Origin of the sequence: Frigidibacter sp., assembly GCF_030695035.1 — a bacterium.
GTDB lineage: Bacteria > Pseudomonadota > Alphaproteobacteria > Rhodobacterales > Rhodobacteraceae > Frigidibacter.
The window spans coordinates 251172-271976 of the sequence record NZ_JAUYTT010000014.1 but is presented as its reverse complement, the minus strand read 5'-3'; the positions used below and the strand labels follow the sequence as shown (position 1 = coordinate 271976).

At 65.9% G+C, this 20805-nt stretch carries 25 protein-coding genes; 7 read left to right on the top strand and 18 right to left on the bottom strand.

Features of this window, described 5'->3' with window-relative positions:
• Positions 1–34: 34 nt before the first annotated feature.
• From Q8S30_RS15370 to Q8S30_RS15355, 4 genes are all read left to right on the top strand, one after another.
• Positions 35–244 (top strand): twin transmembrane helix small protein, encoded by a 210-nt coding sequence (locus tag Q8S30_RS15370; RefSeq protein WP_305666899.1) that lies wholly within the window; start codon positions 35–37, stop codon positions 242–244.
• Positions 244–816, top strand: coding sequence for a cob(I)yrinic acid a,c-diamide adenosyltransferase (locus Q8S30_RS15365; protein ID WP_305666898.1), 573 nt, complete (start codon positions 244–246; stop codon positions 814–816). The genes Q8S30_RS15370 and Q8S30_RS15365 overlap by 1 nt, the downstream gene beginning before the upstream one ends.
• A gap of 134 nt (positions 817–950) precedes the next feature.
• Complete coding sequence (locus Q8S30_RS15360) at positions 951–1712, top strand: electron transfer flavoprotein subunit beta/FixA family protein (protein ID WP_305666897.1); 762 nt, start codon at positions 951–953, stop codon at positions 1710–1712.
• Positions 1712–2638, top strand: a complete 927-nt coding sequence (locus Q8S30_RS15355) for an electron transfer flavoprotein subunit alpha/FixB family protein (RefSeq protein WP_305666896.1) — start codon at positions 1712–1714, stop codon at positions 2636–2638. The genes Q8S30_RS15360 and Q8S30_RS15355 overlap by 1 nt, the downstream gene beginning before the upstream one ends.
• Before the next feature lie 57 nt (positions 2639–2695).
• Here the strand turns inward: Q8S30_RS15355 and Q8S30_RS15350 are convergent, their stop codons facing one another.
• Positions 2696–3208, bottom strand: a complete 513-nt coding sequence (locus tag Q8S30_RS15350) for a nuclear transport factor 2 family protein (RefSeq protein WP_305666895.1) — start codon at positions 3206–3208, stop codon at positions 2696–2698.
• 67 nt (positions 3209–3275) lie between these two features.
• Positions 3276–4100, bottom strand: coding sequence for a DUF6473 family protein (locus Q8S30_RS15345; protein ID WP_305666894.1), 825 nt, complete (start codon positions 4098–4100; stop codon positions 3276–3278).
• Between the two features lie 150 nt (positions 4101–4250).
• On the opposite strand from Q8S30_RS15345, the gene Q8S30_RS15340 reads away from it, so the two are divergent.
• The gene (locus tag Q8S30_RS15340) at positions 4251–5126 is read left to right on the top strand and encodes a 3-hydroxybutyryl-CoA dehydrogenase (protein WP_305666893.1); all 876 of its coding nucleotides are present in this window, start codon (positions 4251–4253) and stop codon (positions 5124–5126) included.
• Here Q8S30_RS15340 and Q8S30_RS15335 read toward each other — a convergent pair.
• The 7 genes from Q8S30_RS15335 to Q8S30_RS15305 are packed head-to-tail and all read right to left on the bottom strand — an operon-like array spanning position 5123 to position 10606.
• Complete coding sequence (locus Q8S30_RS15335) at positions 5123–5983, bottom strand: lysophospholipid acyltransferase family protein (protein ID WP_305666892.1); 861 nt, start codon at positions 5981–5983, stop codon at positions 5123–5125. The two genes, Q8S30_RS15340 and Q8S30_RS15335, sit on opposite strands and share 4 nt — an antisense overlap.
• Before the next feature lie 56 nt (positions 5984–6039).
• Complete coding sequence (locus Q8S30_RS15330; RefSeq protein WP_305666891.1) at positions 6040–6306, bottom strand: HPr family phosphocarrier protein; 267 nt, start codon at positions 6304–6306, stop codon at positions 6040–6042.
• 58 nt (positions 6307–6364) lie between these two features.
• Positions 6365–6772, bottom strand: a complete 408-nt coding sequence (locus Q8S30_RS15325) for a PTS sugar transporter subunit IIA (protein WP_161343032.1) — start codon at positions 6770–6772, stop codon at positions 6365–6367.
• Positions 6769–7692 (bottom strand): RNase adapter RapZ, encoded by a 924-nt coding sequence (gene rapZ, locus Q8S30_RS15320; protein ID WP_305666890.1) that lies wholly within the window; start codon positions 7690–7692, stop codon positions 6769–6771. The genes Q8S30_RS15325 and rapZ overlap by 4 nt, the downstream gene beginning before the upstream one ends.
• A gap of 60 nt (positions 7693–7752) precedes the next feature.
• Positions 7753–8184, bottom strand: coding sequence for an HPr kinase/phosphorylase (locus Q8S30_RS15315; RefSeq protein ID WP_305666889.1), 432 nt, complete (start codon positions 8182–8184; stop codon positions 7753–7755).
• Complete coding sequence (locus Q8S30_RS15310) at positions 8181–9884, bottom strand: sensor histidine kinase (protein ID WP_305666888.1); 1704 nt, start codon at positions 9882–9884, stop codon at positions 8181–8183. Before Q8S30_RS15310 ends, Q8S30_RS15315 begins: the two co-directional genes overlap by 4 nt.
• Before the next feature lie 20 nt (positions 9885–9904).
• Positions 9905–10606 carry a response regulator transcription factor gene (locus Q8S30_RS15305; protein WP_305666887.1) on the bottom strand — a complete coding sequence of 234 codons (702 nt, stop codon included), beginning with the start codon at positions 10604–10606 and terminating at the stop codon, positions 9905–9907.
• Positions 10607–10936: 330 nt separating this feature from the next.
• Between Q8S30_RS15305 and Q8S30_RS15300 the strand changes: the two genes are divergently transcribed.
• Positions 10937–12535 (top strand): phosphoenolpyruvate carboxykinase, encoded by a 1599-nt coding sequence (locus tag Q8S30_RS15300; protein ID WP_305666886.1) that lies wholly within the window; start codon positions 10937–10939, stop codon positions 12533–12535.
• A gap of 72 nt (positions 12536–12607) precedes the next feature.
• Here Q8S30_RS15300 and Q8S30_RS15295 read toward each other — a convergent pair whose 3' ends face one another.
• Positions 12608–13366: a sulfite exporter TauE/SafE family protein gene (locus Q8S30_RS15295; RefSeq protein WP_305666885.1), complete on the bottom strand. Its 759-nt coding sequence runs from the start codon at positions 13364–13366 to the stop codon at positions 12608–12610.
• A gap of 177 nt (positions 13367–13543) precedes the next feature.
• Between Q8S30_RS15295 and Q8S30_RS15290 the strand changes: the two genes are divergently transcribed.
• Positions 13544–15214: an acyl-CoA dehydrogenase family protein gene (locus Q8S30_RS15290; protein WP_305666884.1), complete on the top strand. Its 1671-nt coding sequence runs from the start codon at positions 13544–13546 to the stop codon at positions 15212–15214.
• Positions 15215–15217: 3 nt separating this feature from the next.
• Here the strand turns inward: Q8S30_RS15290 and Q8S30_RS15285 are convergent, their stop codons facing one another.
• The 8 genes from Q8S30_RS15285 to Q8S30_RS15250 all read right to left on the bottom strand — a co-directional run bounded on the left by Q8S30_RS15285 (position 15218) and on the right by Q8S30_RS15250 (position 20746).
• The gene (locus Q8S30_RS15285) at positions 15218–16417 is read right to left on the bottom strand and encodes an MFS transporter (protein ID WP_305666883.1); all 1200 of its coding nucleotides are present in this window, start codon (positions 16415–16417) and stop codon (positions 15218–15220) included.
• Between the two features lie 87 nt (positions 16418–16504).
• Positions 16505–17233 carry a DNA repair protein RecO gene (recO, locus tag Q8S30_RS15280; RefSeq protein ID WP_305666882.1) on the bottom strand — a complete coding sequence of 243 codons (729 nt, stop codon included), beginning with the start codon at positions 17231–17233 and terminating at the stop codon, positions 16505–16507.
• A gap of 63 nt (positions 17234–17296) precedes the next feature.
• Positions 17297–17638, bottom strand: coding sequence for a DUF1491 family protein (locus tag Q8S30_RS15275; protein WP_305666881.1), 342 nt, complete (start codon positions 17636–17638; stop codon positions 17297–17299).
• Positions 17628–18572, bottom strand: a complete 945-nt coding sequence (gene era, locus Q8S30_RS15270; RefSeq protein WP_305666880.1) for a GTPase Era — start codon at positions 18570–18572, stop codon at positions 17628–17630. Before era ends, Q8S30_RS15275 begins: the two co-directional genes overlap by 11 nt.
• Positions 18565–19254, bottom strand: coding sequence for a ribonuclease III (rnc, locus tag Q8S30_RS15265; RefSeq protein ID WP_305666879.1), 690 nt, complete (start codon positions 19252–19254; stop codon positions 18565–18567). Before rnc ends, era begins: the two co-directional genes overlap by 8 nt.
• Positions 19251–20042 (bottom strand): signal peptidase I, encoded by a 792-nt coding sequence (lepB, locus tag Q8S30_RS15260; RefSeq protein WP_305666878.1) that lies wholly within the window; start codon positions 20040–20042, stop codon positions 19251–19253. The genes rnc and lepB overlap by 4 nt, the downstream gene beginning before the upstream one ends.
• A 55-nt stretch (positions 20043–20097) precedes the next feature.
• Complete coding sequence (gene acpS, locus Q8S30_RS15255) at positions 20098–20529, bottom strand: holo-ACP synthase (RefSeq protein WP_305666877.1); 432 nt, start codon at positions 20527–20529, stop codon at positions 20098–20100.
• A 76-nt stretch (positions 20530–20605) separates the two neighbouring features.
• Positions 20606–20746: a hypothetical protein gene (locus tag Q8S30_RS15250; RefSeq protein WP_305666876.1), complete on the bottom strand. Its 141-nt coding sequence runs from the start codon at positions 20744–20746 to the stop codon at positions 20606–20608.
• Between the last annotated feature and the right edge of the window lie 59 nt (positions 20747–20805).

Here is a 20805-nt window from a genome sequence, read left to right as displayed (position 1 = left end):
CCGCTAGATGCGGGGAAACCCGAAAGGATGCATCATGCTTGCCAAAGACCCGCTGTTCCTTGTCGTTGCCTTTGCCACGCTGGTGGTGCTGGCGATCCTGATGGTCGGGATCGGCGGCTTTGCCAAGGGCGGCGAGTTCAACCGCAAGCACGCCAACCGCATCATGCGCTACCGGATCAGCGCGCAGGCGGTGGCCATCGTGCTGATCCTGCTCTTCGTCTGGTTCCGGCAGGGGAGCGTCTGATGGTCGTCCTCAACCGCATCTACACCCGCACCGGCGACGCCGGCGACACCGCGCTTGGCAATGGCGCCCGCGTCGCCAAGCATTCGATGCGCGTCACCGCCTATGGCACGGTGGACGAGGCCAATTCCACGCTCGGCCTCGCCCGCCTTCATGCGACCGGCGAGCTCGACCGCCTTCTGGCGCTGATCCAGAATGACCTCTTCGACCTTGGCGCCGACCTCTGCCGCCCGGAAATGGAGCGCGACGCCGAAGCCCCCTATCCGGTGCTGCGCATGGTCGAGGCGCAGGTGGACTGGCTGGAGCGCGAGATCGACGCGATGAACGCCCGCCTGCAGCCGCTGCGCAGTTTTATCCTGCCCGGCGGCAGCCCGCTCGCCGCACACCTGCACCTCTGCCGCACCATCACCCGGCGGGCAGAGCGTTGCGTGGTGGAGCTTGCCACGATGGAATCGGTGAACGATGCCGCAGTGAAATACCTCAACCGCTTGTCCGACTGGTTCTTCGTCGCCGCCCGGATCGCCAATGACGAGGGCCGCGCCGACGTGCTTTGGGTGCCGGGCGCCAACCGCTGAGCCAAACGTGACGTTGCGGTGCTGCAGCGCGTCGATTTTATTCTGTCCTTGCACAGGCCGGCGGGATAACAAAACTGCGACATGGATGAATGGCCCCCTTCCCGGGGGCCGCAGACCTAGGGAGATACACGCCGATGAAGGTATTGGTGCCTGTCAAACGGGTGATCGACTACAACGTGAAGGTTCGCGTCAAGGCGGACGGATCCGGTGTCGATCTGGCGAACGTGAAGATGTCGATGAACCCCTTCGACGAGATTGCCGTCGAAGAGGCGATCCGTCTGAAGGAAAAGGGCGCGGCGACCGAGGTTGTCGTTGTCTCGATCGGCGTCAAGCAGGCGTCCGAAACGCTGCGCACGGCGCTGGCGATGGGCGCGGACCGGGCGATCTTGATCGTGGCCTCGGAAGACGTGAACCAGGATATCGAGCCGCTGGCAGTTGCCAAGCTGCTGGCCGCCGTGGTGGCCGAAGAGCAGCCGGGCATTGTGCTGGCCGGCAAGCAGGCCATCGACAACGACATGAACGCCACCGGGCAGATGCTGTCGGCCCTGCTGGGCTGGAGCCAGGCGACCTTTGCCAGCGCGCTGACCATCGAGGGCGAGATGGCGACCGTCACCCGCGAAGTGGATGGCGGGCTGCAGACCATCACCGTCAAGCTGCCGACGATCGTGACCGTCGACCTGCGTCTGAACGAGCCGCGCTATGCCAGCCTTCCCAACATCATGAAGGCCAAGAAGAAGCCGCTCGAGGAAAAGACCGCCGCCGATTACGGCGTCGATGTGACCCCGCGCCTGACAGTGGTGAAAACGGTGGAGCCTGCGGGCCGCAAGGCCGGCGTCAAGCTGGGTTCGGTCGATGAGCTGGTGTCGAAGCTGAAGAACGAAGCGGGGGTGATCTGATGGCGGTTCTTCTTCTGGGTGAGGTCACCGACGGCGCGCTGGCGCTGGATGCGACCGCGAAGGCCGTGACCGCCGCGCAGGCGCTTGGCGAAGTGACGGTGCTTTGCGCCGGTGCCTCGGCAGCGGCTGCCGGTGCCGAGGCCGCGCAGATCGCCGGCGTGGCGAAGGTGCTGGTGGCCGAGGATCCGACGCTTGGCCACCGCCTTGCAGAGCCCACCGCGGCGCTGATCGTCAGCCTCGCCTCTGGCTACAGCCACATCGTCGCCCCGGCGACGACCGATGCCAAGAACATCCTGCCGCGCGTTGCCGCGCTGCTGGACGTGATGGTGATGTCCGACGTGACCGCCGTGATCGACGCCGACACGTTCGAGCGTCCGGTCTATGCCGGCAACGCCGTGCAGACGGTGAAATCGACCGATGCGACCAAGGTGATGACCGTCCGCACCTCGACCTTCGAGGCGGCCGGCATGGGCAACTCTGCCCCGGTCGAAAGCATCTCGGCCGCCGCCGATCCGGGCCTGTCGTCCTGGATCGAGGACAAGGTGGCGGCCAGCGACCGGCCGGACCTGACCTCGGCCAAGATCGTGGTCTCGGGCGGGCGTGGCCTTGGGTCGGAAGAGAACTTCAAGATCATCGCGGATCTTGCCGACAAGCTGGGCGCCGCCGTGGGTGCCAGCCGCGCTGCAGTGGACTCGGGCTATGCCCCGAACGACTGGCAGGTCGGCCAGACCGGCAAGGTCGTGGCGCCGGACCTCTATATCGCCGTTGGCATCTCGGGTGCGATCCAGCACCTTGCCGGGATGAAGGACAGCAAGATCATCGTCGCCATCAACAAGGACGAAGAGGCGCCGATCTTCCAGGTGGCCGATTACGGCCTTGTGGGCGACCTGTTCACGCTGGTGCCGGAACTGACCGGCAAGCTGTAAGCTGAGCCGCAGAATTGGAAAGGCCCGCCGGTTTGGCGGGCCTTTTCGTTTGCGGCATTAGTCGAGCGACATCTGCGCCGCTCCCGTTTCGGGATCGATGGCGGCCGAGCAATGCTCATGCGTGATCCGCCACTGGCCACCCTGCCGCCGCAGCCCCAGCGTCCAGCGGGCCCAAAGCGCGTGATCTGCATCTTGCCGTGTGCCAGTGAAGCGGATCAAGGCATGGCAGAACGCGATTTTTCCGGCGGCATGGACCGTCAGGTCACGCGTGTCAAAGGCGAAGGGGCCGGTCCAGCCAGCAAACCACTCGTCCAGCCCAGCCTCATCCAGCGCATCGCGGCCGGTGGTGACGAGGGGCGCGGCGATGTCAAAGCGCACCAAGGCGGGATCGTAGAAGGCAATGACCGCGTGGGCGTCCTGCGCCCGCATCGCATTGGCATAGGCGGCAACGAGGCTTCGGATCTCGTTCTCGGGATCGCGCGGCATGTCTTCGCCGTCATCGTCCGCCGTCAGGTCTACGGCGAGCTCGGCAATCTGGTCTCTGTCGGGGGGTGTCTCGTGGCTGGGCATGGGGAGGTCTCCTTTTCAAGCCCAACGCACCAACGCCGCATTCGTTCACCGTCCCGTGCCAGTTCGCTCAGATCAGCCGCTCCAGCGCCGGCCGCAGGTCTGCCGCCACCTGCGCATGAACCGACGGGCCCGCCATCAGCCGTGCCACGGGTTCGTCCAGCGGCGCAAACACCATGCCTTCGGTCCCGGCATCGCGGGCCGCCGGTGCAGGATCGACGCGCACCAGATCGGTGGCGAAGGGCCGGATGGTCGCAACCATGTCCTCGTCTACCAGATGCGGCGCGGGGCCGAGCGGGTCGGGGGCAGAGCCATCCGTCCGGTGGTCCGTAAGCCACAGCAGCACGGTCTTCCCCTCGATCCGGTCCAGCAACAGCTTCATCCGCGCCACCCAGGCGGCCTTCAACTCCTGCTCGACGAGGTCGAACTTGTCGGGGGACACCGCCTTCAGTGCGGTCAGCATATGCCCGGTGAAGTGAAATTCGGCAAAGTCCACCTCGCGGAACAGCGTCTTCATCAGCGCCGAGGCGCGAAGGAACCGGTCATTGCGGCGCGGATGCACGGCATAGAAGCGGTTCGACAGGTTCTGCGCGCTGGTCAGTTGAATCACTGTCGCGCGCGCCCGTCCGGCCGCGTCGATCAGCGCGTGTTCGTTGATGAAGACATCCGGCCCGGCATTGGGGTACCCGAAATTCACCACCGGCAGGCCAAGCTGCTGCTCCAGCTGGTCGGGCCAGGGATGCGGGACAAATTTGCCATAGGTCTCGCTGCCGCCAAGCGCGGCAATGTAGCTGCCCTCCAGCTTGCGGCGCGGGCCGCGGAACAGCAGCTTGGACTTGCCATATCGGCACGGTCCATAGTCGAGCGCCCCGGCGCCCGGATTTTCAAAACTCATGATGCCCACCCAACCATTCGACTCACCCATCGCAACCATGCAGCGGGCGCCTTTCGAAATGCCTAAGGCGCAATCGCTGCGACGGCTTCGCCCTTGCCCGGCAGCGGTGCCCCGCCTAAGGTCTGGCCGTGCAGCAAACGGGGGCAGGCGATGGAAATCCAGAGCGTAGGAATTGTCGGCGCGGGGCAGATGGGCAACGGCATCGCCCATGTATTTGCGCTGGCCGGCTTCGACGTGCTGATGACCGACATCTCGCGCGAAAGCCTTGATGCCGCCGTCGCCCTGATCGACCGCAACCTGGAACGCCAGGTAACCCGCGGCAAGATCACCGCCGAGACGAAGGCCGCCGCGATGGCGCGGATCTCCACCACCATGACGCTGACCGACCTGGGCCAGACCGATCTGGTGATCGAAGCCGCGACCGAGCGCGAAACCGTCAAGCAGGCGATCTTCGAGGATCTGCAGCCGCATCTGAAGCCGACGACGATCCTGACGTCGAACACCTCGTCTATCTCGATCACGCGCCTTGCCAGCCGCACCGACCGGCCGGAAAAGTTCATGGGTTTCCACTTCATGAACCCGGTGCCGGTGATGCAGCTGGTGGAGCTGATCCGCGGCATCGCGACCGATGAGCCGACCTATCGCACCATGCTTGCCGTGGTCGAAAGGCTGGGCAAGACCGCCGCCAGCGCCGAGGATTTCCCGGCCTTCATCGTCAACCGCATCCTGATGCCGATGATCAACGAGGCGGTCTATACGCTCTACGAAGGCGTCGGCAACGTCCGCTCCATCGACGAGTCGCTGAAGCTGGGCGCGAACCATCCGATGGGCCCGCTGGAGCTGGCGGATTTCATCGGGCTCGATACCTGCCTTGCGATCATGAACGTGCTGCATGACGGGCTAGCCGATACCAAGTACCGCCCCTGCCCGCTGCTGACCAAATATGTCGAGGCCGGGTGGCTGGGCCGCAAGACCGGCCGCGGCTTCTACGACTACCGCGGCGAGGTTCCGGTTCCGACCCGTTAAGGCTGCAGCGTCAGCGTCCGCTCGCGCAGCCAGGCGAGGAAGCCGCGCGGGTTGCCCGACCAGCCTTCGATCTCGGCCGGCAGGATCGGCGCGCCGATCACCGGGCGCTGCGGTTTGTTCAACGCGGCGCGGATCTCATGCAGCAGCAACCCTTGGCGCAGCGTCGCCGACAGCTTGTTGGCGATCTGGTAGGTGCGGGTGTTCTGGCCCAGAAAGCGGATCGGCAGCACGGTGGCGCCCGACCGCATCACCATCTTGGCGGTGAAGGGGTTCCACTCCGCCTCGACCGCCGGGCCGAACCAGGTTTCCGAGGAAGCGACCTTGCCGGCCGGGAACAGCACGATCACGCCGCCTTTGTTCAGATGCGCCATCGACTCAGACCGCATCTGCAAACCCAGCTCGCGCGAATTGTCCTCATGCGGAAACGGCACCGGGATCAGGAATTCCGCGATCTCGGGGATACCGGTCAGCAGGGACCGGGTCAGGATCTTGTAATCGGTGCGCACCCGGCCGATCAGCTCGGCCATGATCATCCCGTCCACCAGCCCGTGCGGATGGTTGGCAACCACCACCAGCGGCCCGGTCGGCGGGATCTGCGCCACCTCGGCATCTGGGGTGGCAATGTCGATCCCCATCGCCTCCAGCGCCTCAGGCCAGAACGCTTGACCGGTGGGCGCACCCTTCTGTTCAAAATCGCGGATCTTGCGCAGCAGGGTCAGCTTGCCAGTCGCCCATTCGATGGCGCGGATCGTATTGACCTTGACGGGATTGCGGAAGGTGCCGGCATAGGACAGGCGGCGCTTGTCATAGGGCTTGGCAGCCGGCACCGGGGCAAACCTGTCGTCTTTCTCCACCAAGATCCGGCATTCCTTCGTTGGGCGCGGATCCCGATCGGGCCCGGACCGGGCTGGTGTCAGTAATCTTCGCCGAAGCGATCCGCCACAAGGGCTTCCAGCGCGAGCGCAAGGCCTTCGGCCTCGGCTCCGCTGGTTTCGACTTCAATAGTGGTTCCCTTGGAGGCTGCCAACATCAAAAGCCCCATGATCGAGTCCCCCGAGACGCGCATTCCGTCGCGCGTCACCTCGGCGCGGGCGTCGAAGCGTTCGACGACCTCCACGAACTTCGCCGAGGCGCGGGCATGAAGGCCCTTCTCGTTCACGATCTTCAAGGTTTTCTGCACTGATACCGCTGCCCCTGTCTGCTATCCGCTTGCGCCGGGCTGTCCCACCCCGCGCGGCTTACTTGCCGGTCTGTCCGGCTTCGCCGCCATGATAGCAGTTAATGTACTTGCGGCCAGCGTCCAGCGCAGAAGCGACGGCCTCCCCCACGGCAAGCTGCCGCGACTTGGCCAACTTGATCAGCATGGGCAGGTTGGCACCATAGAGGATCTGCCGGTCCTGCGGCGCGCAGGCCAGCAGGCTGAGGTTCGAAGGCGAGCCCCCGAACATGTCGGTCACCACCACCACGCCGGCGCCATCATCCACCGCATCGGCGGCAGCCGAAATCTCGGCCTGTTTGGCCGCGCGGTCGTGATCTTCCTCGATGGCGATTGCCCGAATGCCGGTCTGTTTGCCCACGACATGCTCGACTGCCGCGAGATACTCGCGCGCCAATCCCCCATGTGCGACGATCACGATCCCGATCACGCCTTGCCTACCTCAACGGTTGGTTGTCCCGCGCCGCTATCCGCTCGGCGCTCCAGTTCCCTGTGACGTTTAGACACCTGCCACCCGGACTGTGCAAGCGCGGCGCTGAGTTTTTCGGCCATGGCCACGGACCTGTGTTGTCCGCCGGTGCAGCCAAGCCCGATGGTCAGATGCGCCTTGCCCTCTTCGACATGCGCCGGCAGCACCATCAGCAGCAGGTCCAGCACCTTGTCGAAGAACGGCGCGAAGCGTGGATCGGCGGCAACGAAGGCCGCGACCTCGGGCGCGCGGCCATCCAGCGGGCGCAAGGCCGGCTCCCAATGCGGATTGCTCAGGAAGCGGCAGTCGAACATGATGTCGAGCCCGCGCGGCACCCCGCGTTTGTAGCTGAAGGAATGCACCCCCACCGTCAACCGCGCCTGCTGCCCGGTGTCGAACCAGCGCGCCAGCTCGGCCTTGAGGTCATGCGGCGACAGGTCCGAGGTGTCGATCAGCACATCGGCGCGGGCGCGGACCGGGGCCAGCAGATCTACCTCGCGGGCGATGCCGGTGCCCGGCTCCTCGTCGGGGGCCATCGGATGGCGGCGGCGGGTCTCGCCATAGCGGCGCAGCAATTCCTCTGCCCGGCAGTCGAGATACAGCACTTCGCAATCCACCTCGGGCATCCGGGTCATCCTGTCGATGCCTTCGATCAAGCTGCCGGCGGTGAAGTCGCGGTTGCGCACGTCGATGCCGAGCGCGATCGGGCGGCCGAGCGCCGGGCCGTCGAGCAGCCGCGGCACCAGGCTCAGCGGCAGGTTGTCGATGGCCTCATATCCCAGATCCTCCAGAACATGGATCGCGGTGGACCGGCCGGCCCCTGACGGGCCGGTGACCAGCACAACGCGCTGCACATCCTGATGGTCGTTTTCGTCGGTCATCCCGATTGTGGTTCCCACGGTCTCGCCGCCCTTGCCGGGGCGCCGGGCCCTCACCCTTGGTCACGCGACCCTGCCATTGGCCAGATAGTGCAGGACCGCAGCAGGAAAATGGGGGCTCTGCAGGTGGTGGACAAGCGCAATCGGCACACCCAGCCATTCGACGTGGCGGAGGGGGGGAAGTCGTTCAGTTTCGGCAACACCCAGATCAACTGCAAGGCACACGTCGACCAAGTCAATCGCCTCAGCGGCGAGTATGCCGACCCCCCGCGCCTCGATCCGGCCGCGGATCGAGGGGGGGCAGGAGGCGATCAGCCGGTCTTCGCGGCGGTGCAGAATCGTCTGGTCATCTGCAATCAGCACCGCCCCCATCGCCATGAGTTGCAAGGCGAGCCCGGACTTGCCCGAGCCCGAGGGCCCGAGGATCACCAGCCCGCGCCCCGCGCGGGCCACTGTCGTTGCGTGAATCGTCAGGCTGCCGGGCGGCTCCGTCACACCGGCAAGCCGACCACGAAGCGCGCGCCAAGCGGATCGGAAGTGATGTCGGCATCGGTGGGGCGGATGTTCTCGGCCCAGATCACGCCGCCATGCGCCTCGACGATCTGCTTGGAGATGGCCAGACCCAACCCCGAATGCTCGCCGAACTGGCCCGGCGGGCGTTCGGAATAGAAGCGCTTGAAGATATTGGTCAGCGCCTGTTCGGGGATGCCGGGCCCGGTATCTTCCACCACGATCAGCACCCTGTTCTCGCGCCGGCGGGCCCAGACCCGCACCGCATCGCCCTCTTCGCAGAACGAGATGGCGTTGGTGATCAGGTTCACGAAGACCTGCGCCAGCCGCGCCTCGAGCCCGTGGATCAGGATCGGCTCGGCCGGCAGGTCGGTGATGTAGTCCACGCCCTTCTTGCCAGCTTGCTCGCCCAGATATTCGTTGATGTTGCCGAGCGTCTTGAGAAGGTTGAACTCCTCCTCCTCCTCGCGCACCAGCTCGCTGTCGAGCCGGCTGGCGTTGGAGATATCGCTGACCAGCCGGTCCAGCCGGCGCACGTCATGCTCGATCACGTCCAGCAGCTTCTCGCGGTGATCCTCGCGCTTGATGCCGCGCAGCGTGCCCACGGCCGAGCGCAGGCTGGCCAACGGGTTCTTGATCTCATGCGCAACGTCGGCCGCGAACTGCTCATTCGCGTCGATCCGGTCATAGAGCGCGGCAACCATGCCCCGCATCGCGCCAGACAAGCGGCCAATCTCATCCGGGCGGGCAGTCAGGTCGGGAATGCGCACCCGCGCCGGACTCATCTTGCGGGCATGGCGGTCGCGCCCCAGCTCCGCCGCGATGGCAAGGTCCGACAGCGGGTTGGCGATGGTCGAGGCCAGCACCAGGCTAAGGCCGATCGACACCAGAATGGCGATCACGAACATCTGCAGCACCTGCTCACGCTCGGCCCGTACAAGCTGGTCGATCTCGCCGGCGACAGAGGTCAGCGCGGCGGCACCCAGCACGGCACCATCATGGCGGATCGGGGTCACCACGGCAAAAACCGCACTGCCGCTGGAATCCGTCACTGTTTCAAAGCGGGTCTTGCCGGTCAGCGCCTCGGCCAGCAATCCGCGCACCGTTGCCTCGGCATCCTGGCCAGGCATTTCGCGCTGGCGCGGGGCAAGCACCGACGAGATGCCCTCCCAGACCGAGTTCAGAAAATCGGTGATCGCGGTAGACCGCAGATCGGTCTTTACCCCGGCGACCGGCTCTGCCGGCGGGCGATCAGCGGCACGGGTCTCGGCCACCAAAGCCTGGGCCCGGTCGAACACGAAGAGGTCCACATCGGCCGGCACGTCCATCTGCGCAAGGGTACGGGTCACGTCGATCCCGTCGCCGTTGGCGAGGTCCACCGGCGCGCCTTGCGGCAGCTGCGCCTCGAACACGTTCGCGACCAGTTGCGCCTCGGCCACCAGCCCGCGCTCGCGCTGCACCACAAGGCTGTCGCGGAACGGATTCAGGAACAGGACCCCGGCCACCATGACCAGCATCGCCAGCAGGTTGAAGGTGATGATCTTGCGGGCCAGCGGCGAGCGATTGACCGAGATGAAGCCACGCTTCGCCCGTCCCGCCCGCAGCTCGCTATCGGCGCTGTCAGGCGAAACCCAATCCTCACCAAGCACGACGCCGGCCTCCCGGGCCGGCCTGGTTGCGCGCATGTCCGTTCCTTGGGCGATGGTCATTCTTCGTTGTAACGATAGCCGATGCCGTACAGCGTTTCGATTGCGGTAAAGTCGTCATCGGCCGTCCGCATCTTCTTGCGCAGCCGCTTGATATGGCTGTCGATGGTGCGGTCGTCGACATAGACCTGATCGTCATAGGCGACGTCCATCAGCTGATCGCGGCTTTTCACGAAACCAGGGCGCTGCGCCAGCGCCTGAAGCAGCAGGAATTCGGTCACCGTCAGCGACACGTCCTTGCCCTTCCAGCTGACGGAATGGCGCAGCGGGTCCATCGTCAGCTGGCCACGCACCATCACCTTGGTCTCTTCGGTCACCGCGACCTCGCCGGTGGCCACAGCCTCCTGCCGGCGCAGCAGCGCCCGGATCCGCTCCACCAGGAGCCTTTGCGAGAACGGCTTTTTCACATAATCGTCGGCGCCCATCCGCAGGCCGAGAACCTCGTCGATCTCATCATCCTTGGAGGTCAGAAAGATCACCGGCATCGAGGTCTTCAGGCGCAGACGCTGCAGCAGGTCCATCCCGTCCATCCGGGGCATCTTGATGTCCAGCACCGCCATATCCGGCAGTCGCTTGGTAAAGGCGTCCAGTGCGGACTGGCCGTCATTATAGGTCTCGACCTCAAACCCCTCGGCTTCGAGTGTCATCGACACCGATGTCAGGATATTCCTGTCATCGTCAACCAGCGCGATCCTTGACATCGGGGCCCCTCATAACTGCTCTGTTTGCCTGATTTTTGACACATTGTCCCTTGTCCGGTGATGGGAATCAATCTCTAACTGCGAATCGGGCGCTGCACCTGACTCACATCGGGTGAAAAAAACGAAGGTTCGACTAATTTGCCTCACCCGTTCGGCGTGGTTGCGCTAACCCGGGGTTGGTTGCGCTAACTGATACAAAGTTTCCATTTCTTCACCGATACGTCATGTTATAGCGGCCGTGTCGGGCATTTTCGGCCCGTCGGTGCCCTTTTGGCCCAGGGCGCCGCCTTTGAGGATGGAAAGCCGCTGGACGGCTACGGGAGCTTGCACATGACCATCGGACGCGTGAATCCGGCGCACCGCCTGGAAGATCAGGGTATCACCGGTCTCGGGACCGTCTATTACAACCAGATCGAACCGGCGCTGGTCGAAGCGGCCGTACAGCGCGGCGAAGGCCGTCTGGGCAAGGGCGGAGCGTTCCTTGTCTCCACCGGCGCCCGCACCGGTCGTTCTCCCAAGGACAAGTTCGTCGTGCGCACCCCGGCTGTCGAAGACAGCATCTGGTGGGAAAACAACGCTCCGATGACGCCTGAAGCCTTCGATCTGCTGCACGCCGACATGTTGGCCCACATGAAGGGCGGCGACTACTTCGTGCAGGATCTCTACGCCGGCGCCGACCCCCAGCTTCGGCTTGACGTGCGCGTTGTGACCGAACTGGCCTGGCATGGCCTGTTCATCCGTCACCTGCTGCGCCGTCCCGCCGCGGAAGAGCTGCCGGGCTTCGTGCCGGAATTCACCATCATCAACTGCCCGACCTTCAAGGCCGACCCAGCCCGCCACGGCTGCCGCAGCGAGACCGTCATCGCACTCAACTTCGAAAAGAAGCTGATCCTGATCGGCAACACCGCCTATGCCGGCGAGAACAAGAAGTCGGTCTTCACGCTGCTGAACTACATCCTGCCGGGCAAGGGCATCATGGCGATGCACTGCTCTGCCAACCATGCCATCGACAATCCCGAAGACACCGCCGTGTTCTTCGGCCTGTCAGGCACCGGCAAGACCACGCTGTCGGCCGACCCCTCGCGCACGCTGATCGGCGATGACGAGCATGGCTGGTCGGATCGCGGCACCTTCAACTTCGAAGGCGGCTGCTATGCCAAGACCATCAACCTGTCGGCCGAGGCCGAGCCGGAAATCTATGCGACCACGTCGAAATTTGGCACGGTCGTCGAGAATATGGTCTTTGATCCCGACACGCTGGAGCTGGACTTCGAGGATAACTCGCTGACCGACAACATGCGCTGCGCCTACCCGCTGGACTATATCTCCAACGCGTCCGACACCTCGCTTGGCGGGCATCCCAAGAACATCATCATGCTGACCTGCGATGCCTTCGGCGTGCTGCCGCCCATCGCGCGGCTGACCCCGGCGCAGGCGATGTATCACTTCCTGTCGGGCTTCACCTCGAAGACCCCGGGCACCGAGCAGGGCGTGGTCGAGCCGACCCCCACCTTCTCCACCTGCTTTGGCGCGCCGTTCATGCCGCGCCGCCCCGAGGCCTATGGCAAGCTGCTGCAGGCCAAGATCGCCGAGCATGGCGCCGATTGCTGGCTGGTGAACACCGGCTGGACCGGCGGCGCCTTTGGCACCGGCAAGCGGATGCCGATCCGCGCCACCCGCGCGCTGCTGACCGCGGCGCTGGATGGCTCGCTGAATGGCGCGACCTTCCGCAAGGACCCGAATTTCGGCTTCGAAGTGCCGGTCTCGGTTCCGGGTGTTGATGACAAGCTGCTCGACCCGCGCCAGACTTGGGCCGATGGCTCGGCCTATGACGCGCAGGCGCGCAAGCTGGTCGAGATGTTCTCGAAGAACTTCGCGCAATACGTGCCGCATATCGACGATGACGTGAAAGCCGCAGCCATCGGTTGAGGCGCGCTGGACGTATGACGACAAGGGCGCCCCTCGGGCGCCCTTTTTCGTGCGGGCACCTCTGCCCCTGCCCTAGCCCAGCGCCTCGCGCACAAGGTTCAACCCGGTCAGCACCAGCAAGCCCTGGGTACAGCGGCGGAACATCGGCCCTGGAAGGCGGTCATGGACCGCATAGCCAAGCGCCATGCCCGCCACCGCCGGCACCACCAGCGAGCCGGAGAAGACCAGCAGCGACGGCGTCAGCAGACCCGAGACGAGATGCCCCGCCAGCAGCACGATCGAGCCGAGGAAGAAGAACACCCCCTGCACCCGCATCGCCTCGCGCTTCTCGGCATTGATCGACAGCAGGTAGACGATCAGCGGCGGCCCCCAGATCCCGGCGATCCCCCCATAGAAGCCGCCGATGACACCCAGCACCACCTCGGCCCGCCCCCGATGTTCCAGCCGCAGCGCCAGCGGGATCCCCAGCAGCTGCACCAACGCGAACAGGGTGATCGGCACCCCCAGCAGCAAGGTCATCGCACGCTGAGGGATCGCATCGACGAACTGGGCCGAGACAAGTATGCAAACCAGCATCACCCCGATCATCCGCCGATACTGCCACGCCGTATCCGCAGCAGCCCGCCACCCGTCGCGCAGGCATTGCGACAGGTTGGTCACGAACACCGGCAGCATCACCGCGGCCAGCACCATGTCATGCGTGAGGAACGAGCTGAGGATCGACACCATAATCAGCGGCATCGCGAACCCTACCGCGCCCTTCACGAAGCCGCCGAAGAAGGTAACGCCAAGGGCAAGCACGAAGGCCCAGGTTTCCAGTCCATCCATCATGTCCGTCGCCCTTCCGTTTCTGCACCCCGGACTGCTTAGCGCAGGCCGGCGGGCAAGGGCCATGGCAAAACCGGCGCGCAATTTTGCGAAAGCAATTGGTGTATATTCCGAATTTTACTTGCGCGCCAAACTTGCGCGGCCTATCTGATGATGCAACTGCAGAAAGGGAGTCGTTCCATGCCTGATGGCGCCGAAATGCCCGTGACCGATCTGTCCGCCGACCTGCTGCCGCTGACCGCGGAAGCCCTGCCCGAGGTGGAAGGCCTGCTGGCCGAGGCGATGTCCGGCCTGCGCGCCGCCGTCACCGTGAATGGCCGCGTGTCCGGCGCGGCGCTGGAGGCGGAACAGTTCGCGGCTCACTCGCTGTCCTGGCTCGCGACCTATGTGGAATCGCTGCGGCAGATGCAGGCCTGGGCCACGCGCCTCCGGGCCGAAGGCCGCTTCGGCGAAATGGAGCAGCTGCTGCTGCAGATCGGCTTTGGCGAATACCTTTGTCAGATCGCCGGCGGCATTCCGATGAGCCAGGGCGAAACCGCCCGCCTTCAGGATCTGGGCGTCACTTGGCAGCCCGGCCCCGCCGCCGCCCGGCTGATGGCCGCAGGCAACACCCCCGCCGCCCGCACCCGGCTGGTCGCGCTGATGCGCGAGAACCACGGCCGCGCGACCTTTGGCGCGACCGGGCTGGATGATGAGCTAGAGATGATCCGCGACCAGTTCCGCCGCTATGCAGACGAGCGTGTGGTGCCGAACGCCCATGGCTGGCACCTGCGCGATGAGCTGATCCCGATGGAGATCATCGAGGAACTGGCGGAGCTTGGCGTCTTCGGCCTGACCATCCCCGAGGAGTTTGGCGGGCTTGGCCTTTCGAAGGCGTCGATGGTGGTGGTCTCGGAAGAGCTGAGCCGCGGCTATATCGGCGTCGGCTCGCTTGCCACCCGGTCCGAGATCGCGGCGGAGCTGATCCTGTGTGGCGGCACGCCCGAGCAGAAGGCGCAGTGGCTGCCCAAGCTCGCCAGCGGAGAAATCCTGCCGACGGCCGTCTTCACCGAGCCCAACACCGGGTCTGACCTTGGCAGCCTGCGCACCCGCGCGGTGCGGGACGGCGAGGACTGGACGGTCACCGGCAACAAGACCTGGATCACCCATGCCGCGCGCACCCATGTGATGACGCTGCTGGCCCGCACCGACCCCGAAACGACCGACTATCGCGGCTTGTCGATGTTCCTGGCCGAAAAGACCCCCGGCACCGATGCAGACCCTTTCCCCACGCCCGGCATGACCGGCGGCGAGATCGAGGTTCTGGGCTACCGGGGCATGAAGGAATACGAGCTTGGCTTCGACGGCTTCAAGGTCAAGGGCGAGAACCTTCTGGGCGGCGTGGAAGGCCAGGGCTTCAAGCAGCTGATGCAGACCTTCGAATCCGCCCGCATCCAGACCGCCGCCCGCGCCGTGGGCGTGGCGCAGGCGGCGCTGGAGGTCGGGATGCAATACGCACTGGACCGCAAGCAGTTCGGCAAGGCGCTGATCGAGTTTCCGCGCGTGTCGGGCAAGCTGGCGATGATGGCGGTCGAGATCATGGTGGCGCGGCAGCTGACCTACCATTCCGCCTGGCAGAAGGACCACGACAAGCGTTGCGATCTGGAGGCGGGCATGGCCAAGCTTCTGGGTGCCCGTGTCGCCTGGGCCGCCGCCGACAATGCGCTGCAGATCCATGGCGGCAACGGTTTCGCGCTGGAATACACCATCAGCCGGATCCTCTGCGACGCGCGCATCCTCAACATCTTCGAGGGCGCGGCGGAGATTCAGGCACAGGTGATCGCCCGCCGCCTGCTGGACGGCGGGAACTGAGGCTCAGCGGCGCGCGCCCAGTCTTGGGTGCAACCGCCCGGCCAGCGCCGCGGCCCCCAGCAGACCAGCCCCGCAGGCGGCGAATACGCCCGCCAGCGGGGCGACCAGCAGCACCGCCCAGGCGATGCCCGGCGTGACGATGCCCGACACGTCGCGGAAGCTGGAATAGACCGCCGCCATCTCGGCCCGTTCCGACGGCTTCACCGCCATCAGGAACGGCAGCCCGCCGCACATGTCGAGGAACACCAGGAAGAACGACGCCGCCCAGAGGGCGCCCACCGCCAGCGGCGGCCAGCCCTGTCCCAGTGTCGCCAGCAAAAACAGTAGCCCGGCCCCGATGAACCCGGTCTGCACCGCCCGCCGCACGGTTCGCCGCTGCAGCCAGCGCAGCATCAGCGGCGAGAGCAGCATCAGCGCATTCGAGGCAGAGAGGGCGATGCCCCCTGTCTGCTCCCCCAGCCCCGCCTCGATGCAGAAGATCGGCAGATAGACGACATAAACCCACCAGCCGCAGGAGCGGATCACCGCAAACAGCCAGCCCGCGATCAGCCGCGGCTGGCGGGCAAAGCGGCGCAGGTAGGAGAGCGGGTTCGGTGCGGGCGCGCGGGCCCGGGCGATCTGCTTGCCATTGCCGAGCCGCATCGTCCAGAACACCGCGCCAAGCGCCAGTGCGAAGGCGGCGGCAAGGATGAACGGCAGCGGCTCCCACAGATGCATCAGCCCCACGCCCAGCATCGGCCCGATGGTCCAGCTGAGCGCCGAATAGAAGATCTTCAGCGACTCGCCGCGGCTGAGATCGGCACGGGCGATGTAATCCATCACATAGGCGTTGAGGCAGATGAAGATCGTCACCGTGCCCGCGCAGGTCAGCAGATAGGCGAAGGGCACCAGCGCCGCCTGCCCGGTCATCGCCAGCGCCGGGCCGATCAGGTAGAGCGTGACGCCGCCGGTATAAAGCCAGCGCCGCGGGATGAAGCGCCCGGCCCAGGGCACCATCAGCCCGGTCAGCAGCGCCGCGATGCCGACCATGAAATACACTTGGCTGACCACCGCGGCATCGCCAAGCGCCCGGTACATCACCAGCGGCCAGACAGACACCAGAATGCCGCGCACGGCAGAATCCATCGCCGCGAGGACGGCGAAGCTCGACACGCCCGGCATCGGGACGTGGCGCAAAACGACGGGGATGTATCGGTTGGCCATGGCGCTCCTTGCCCCGCACAAGACGCGGGGACGAGGGGAAAGGCTTGGCGGAAAGCGACAGGGGGTGTCGGTTTGAGGGGCGGCAGTCTAGTCGCGGCCGGCGCGGGCCAGCGCCTCTACCAGCCGCCGCCTTGCCTCGGGCAGCGGGCGGTCGCCGAGGGCAGGCGCCACGCGATGTTCGAGGAAGTGGCCGGTGGTGCGGAGCCCGTCTGCCAGTTCAGCCGCGCTACCACCACCCTGCCCCATCAGCACCCCCGGCAAGGGCAACAGCCGCAACGCCCAGTCCCCGGCGCCTTCCCGGCTCACCGCCCGGCCCGTCTTGGGGCTGACGAACGCCAGATCCTCGCGCCCGCCGGTCACCGCGCAGCGCCCGAGGTCGAGCCCGAAGCCAAGCTCCTCCAGCAGCGCCATTTCCCACCGCAGGTAGCGTGGCACCCAGTCATCTCCTGCGGCCAGAGCATCCATCAGCGCGAGGCTGGTGACATAGAGCACCGGATGCGGCTCGCGTTCCGGCAGCACGAAATGAAGCAGCGCGCAGACCGCGTTCAACCCCAGCAGCGCCAGCCGGTCAGAGAGCACGCCGGTGCGCGACTGCAGCGGCTCCACCGTGAAGGCGCCGATATGATCCTCCAGCCGCGCGCGCCAGCTGACATCCAGCTGCGCCCCCGGCTGCAGGATCGGCGCGATCTTGCGCGACACGCCGCCGCGCACCACGCCGGCATGGCGGCCGTGCTGCGCCGTGAACACCTCGATGATCGCCGATGTCTCGCCATGGGTGCGGACCGACAGCAGCATTCCCTGATCGCGCCAGTCCATCCCCGCGCCCTTCGCAAGCCTCGGCAGCCAACCTATGTGCGCCCGCCCGAAACGGCCAGAGGCTCAGTCCGCGAGCCCCGGCTGGTCCAGCAGGGTGCGCCCCTCGCGGTTCTCGACCTCCAGCACCCAAAGGTCAGGATCGCGGGAGCGTTGGCGGGTCAGAGTGGCATCCACCTCCGCCTCCGGCCCTTCGGCCAGCAGCATCCAAGCGCGGGCGCCGGTGGCAAGGTCGTAGCTGCGCTGATACGCGGCCGCGCGCCCGTCCAGCGTGGCGCATTTCACCATCACCGTGCCCGCGGTCGGATCGCCCTTGGCGGTGACATAGACGGGAATATCAGCCAGCCGCAGCCGGGTCAGATAGGCGCCGACCCAGACATGGGTGGCGAGGCGGGCGTCAGTTGCCATCCTTGAAGTCGAGCCCCATTTCCGAGTAGCGCTCGGATTCCTCCAGCCAGTTCGGCCGCACCTTCACCTGCAGGAACAGATGCACCGGCCGGCCCATGAACTCCGCCAGTTCCACCCGCGCCGCGGTGGAGATGCCCTTGATCGTCTCGCCGCCCTTGCCGAGCAGGATGCCCTTATGGCCCTCACGCGCGACATAGATGATCTGGTCGATGCGAGCCGATCCGTCTTCCCGCTCTGTCCACTGCTCGGTTTCCACCGTCAGCTGATAAGGGATTTCTTCATGCATCCGCAGCGTCAGCTTTTCGCGGGTGATCTCGGCGGCGATCATCCGCATCGGCAAGTCGGCGATCTGGTCCTCGGGGTAGAACCAGGGGCCTTCGGGCAGCTGCTCGCCAAGCCAGTCGCGCAGGTCATCGACCCCATGGCCGCGCTCGGCCGAGATCATGAAGGTACGCACGAAGGAATAGCCCTCGTTCATCTGCTCGGCCAGCGCCAGCAGCGTCTCGGCTTTGACCCGGTCGATCTTGTTGATCGCCAGCGCAACCGGCCGCCCGCCGCCGCGTTCAACCAGCGCCTCGAGGATGCGCTTCACGCCCTCGGTCATGCCGCGATGCGCCTCGATCAGCAGCACCACGAGGTCGGCATCGGCCGCCCCGCTCCATGCGGCGGCGACCATCGCCCGGTCCAGCCGGCGGCGCGGCTTGAACAGGCCCGGCGTGTCCACGAACACGATCTGCGCCCGGCCTGCCATGCACACACCGCGGATGCGGGCGCGGGTGGTCTGGACCTTGTGGGTGACGATCGACACCTTGGCGCCGACCATCTTGTTCAGCAGCGTCGATTTGCCGGCATTCGGCTCGCCGATCAGCGCGACGAACCCCGCGTGGGTCGGGCCTTCGGCAACCGGCGCCGCCTGGTCCTGGTCATCAGTCATCGCCCGCCTCCATTCGCGCCAGAAGCGCCTGTGCTGCTGCCTGCTCGGCAGCACGTTTCGATCCGGCCTGCGCCGTCGCGGTCGCGTCATTCTCCAGCCGCGCCTCGATGGTGAACAGCGGCTCGTGATCCGATCCCGCCCGGTCCAGCACCGCATAGGCCGGCGGAGCCATTCCGCGCGCCTGCGCCCATTCCTGCAAGGCCGATTTTGCGTCGCGCGCCTTTTCGGCCGCGGCGGCGATCCGGTCGCCCCAAAGCCGCAGCACCATGTCGCGCGCGGTTTCAAACCCTGCATCGAGATACACGGCGGCAATCACCGCCTCCATCGCATCCCCCAGCAGCGCCTCTTTCCGGCGCCCGCCGGTCATCATTTCCGACCGGCCCAGCTTCAGCACATCGCCAAGCCCGACCTCGCGCGCCACATCGGCGCAGGTCTCTTGCCGCACCAGAGCGTTGAACCGCGGTGCCAGCAGTCCCTCGGCGGCGACGGCATCGGCCGAGAACAGCGCCTCGGCCATGGTCAGCCCCAGGACCCGGTCGCCCAGAAACTCTAGCCGCTCATTCGAGGGGCGGGTGACCGAGGACAGCGAAGAATGCGTCACCGCCCGAAGCAGCAATTCGGGCCGGCGGAACTGGTGCCCGATGCGGGCCGCGAAAGCCGCAAGGTCGCTGGACAGCTTCACTCGACCGCCTTGAAGAGGCGATCACTCCGCCAGGTCCAGATATAGAACAGGCTGGTGCCGGCGGAGGAGAACATGATCCGGTCAGCGCGGCCGATCAGGTATTCGGCGGGCACCATACCAACGCCGCCGGTGGCCAGCGCGAAGCGGCTGTCCTGGCTGTTGTCGCGGTTGTCGCCCATGAAGAAATAGTTGCCCGCGGGCACCGTGAAAACCGGGGTGTCATCCGCCCAGCCATCGCCGATGTTCAGGATGCTGTGGCGGGTGCCTTCCGGCAGCGTCTCGATCTGGCGCTCCTTGATGCAGATGCCGCCCTCTCCCACTGGATCGTTGGCGCAGCGGGGTGAGATCCGCTGCGGCCCTTGCGGCGCCTTCACCTCTTCGAACGTGCCGGCATCCTCTACCGCAACGGGCTGGCCATTGATGTGCAGGCGGCCCGCCTTCATCTGGATCGTGTCACCGGGCAGGCCGATCAGCCGCTTGATGAAGTCGGACCCGTTGGCGGGGTGGCGGAACACCACCACATCGCCGCGGTCAGGCTCTGACGCCAGCAGACGGCCGGTGATCGGGCAGATCGAGAACGGGCAGGAATAGCGCGAATAGCCATAGGCCATCTTGTTCACGAACAGGAAGTCGCCGATCAGCAGCGTGTCCTTCATCGAGCCGGAGGGAATCCAGAACGGCTGAAAGAACAGGGTGCGGAACACCCCGGCGATCAGCAGGGCATAAACCACCGTCTTGATCGTCTCGAGGATCCCCTCGCCCGCCTTGCCCGAAGCCTTCGATGCCATCTGCTGCCCTTGCCTGCCTGTTGCCCGCGCTTCATGCGTCCGGGGGCGCGGGGAGTCAAGTTTCGGCGGCGTGATCGCTTGGGGGCGCGGTCACCGGCCGCGCCTCGATCACCACGAAGGCCTGCGCCCAGGGGTGATCGTCGGTCAGCGTCACATGCACGATGGCCTCATAGCCCGGCGGGGTCATGCTGCGCAGCCGTTCGGCCGCCCATCCGGTCAGGTGCATCACCGGCTGGCCACTGCGCAGGTTGCCGACGCCCATGTCGCGCCAGGCGATGCCCATGCGCAGGCCCGTGCCAAGCGCCTTGGAGCAAGCCTCCTTGGCCGCCCACCGCTTCGCATAGGTGCCGGCCACATCGGCCCGGCCCTCGGCCTTGCGCTGTTCAAGTTCCGTGAAGACGCGGTTGCGGAAACGGTCGCCAAAGCGGGCCAGCGTGCCGGCGATACGCTCGATATTCGCAAGATCGGTGCCGATGCCAAGGATCACGGGGCTGGCTCCTGTGCAGCCTTAAGTGTTGGCGATATGGCGGTTTTGCAACCCCGGCGCAAGCGCGGGGGCGGCGTCAGGAGCAGGCAGATCGCGGGAAGGGCAGATCCGCCATCTGGTCGGGGGTCATCGCACGGATCGCCGGGTGGTCCAGCATATCGGCGGTCGGGGCCTTGGCGGGGCGGTCGCGCCCCAGGCGCAGGAATTTGCGCAGCATGTGAGTCTCCTTCATCAATACTGAACAAGATAGAGGGCCTCTGGGCATATTTTCAGTGC

Coding starts and splice junctions, on each gene's coding strand:
- Q8S30_RS15370 (WP_305666899.1), top strand. CDS start 35: ATGCTTGCCAAAGACCCGCTGTTCCTTGTCGTTGCCTTTGCCACGCTG.
- Q8S30_RS15365 (WP_305666898.1), top strand. CDS start 244: ATGGTCGTCCTCAACCGCATCTACACCCGCACCGGCGACGCCGGCGAC.
- Q8S30_RS15360 (WP_305666897.1), top strand. CDS start 951: ATGAAGGTATTGGTGCCTGTCAAACGGGTGATCGACTACAACGTGAAG.
- Q8S30_RS15355 (WP_305666896.1), top strand. CDS start 1,712: ATGGCGGTTCTTCTTCTGGGTGAGGTCACCGACGGCGCGCTGGCGCTG.
- Q8S30_RS15350 (WP_305666895.1), bottom strand. CDS start 3,208: ATGCCCAGCCACGAGACACCCCCCGACAGAGACCAGATTGCCGAGCTC.
- Q8S30_RS15345 (WP_305666894.1), bottom strand. CDS start 4,100: ATGAGTTTTGAAAATCCGGGCGCCGGGGCGCTCGACTATGGACCGTGC.
- Q8S30_RS15340 (WP_305666893.1), top strand. CDS start 4,251: ATGGAAATCCAGAGCGTAGGAATTGTCGGCGCGGGGCAGATGGGCAAC.
- rapZ (WP_305666890.1), bottom strand. CDS start 7,692: ATGACCGACGAAAACGACCATCAGGATGTGCAGCGCGTTGTGCTGGTC.
- Q8S30_RS15310 (WP_305666888.1), bottom strand. CDS start 9,884: ATGCGCGCAACCAGGCCGGCCCGGGAGGCCGGCGTCGTGCTTGGTGAG.
- Q8S30_RS15305 (WP_305666887.1), bottom strand. CDS start 10,606: ATGTCAAGGATCGCGCTGGTTGACGATGACAGGAATATCCTGACATCG.
- Q8S30_RS15300 (WP_305666886.1), top strand. CDS start 10,937: ATGACCATCGGACGCGTGAATCCGGCGCACCGCCTGGAAGATCAGGGT.
- Q8S30_RS15295 (WP_305666885.1), bottom strand. CDS start 13,366: ATGATGGATGGACTGGAAACCTGGGCCTTCGTGCTTGCCCTTGGCGTT.
- Q8S30_RS15290 (WP_305666884.1), top strand. CDS start 13,544: ATGCCTGATGGCGCCGAAATGCCCGTGACCGATCTGTCCGCCGACCTG.
- Q8S30_RS15285 (WP_305666883.1), bottom strand. CDS start 16,417: ATGGCCAACCGATACATCCCCGTCGTTTTGCGCCACGTCCCGATGCCG.
- recO (WP_305666882.1), bottom strand. CDS start 17,233: ATGGACTGGCGCGATCAGGGAATGCTGCTGTCGGTCCGCACCCATGGC.
- Q8S30_RS15275 (WP_305666881.1), bottom strand. CDS start 17,638: ATGGCAACTGACGCCCGCCTCGCCACCCATGTCTGGGTCGGCGCCTAT.
- era (WP_305666880.1), bottom strand. CDS start 18,572: ATGACTGATGACCAGGACCAGGCGGCGCCGGTTGCCGAAGGCCCGACC.
- lepB (WP_305666878.1), bottom strand. CDS start 20,042: ATGGCATCGAAGGCTTCGGGCAAGGCGGGCGAGGGGATCCTCGAGACG.
- Q8S30_RS15250 (WP_305666876.1), bottom strand. CDS start 20,746: ATGCTGCGCAAATTCCTGCGCCTGGGGCGCGACCGCCCCGCCAAGGCC.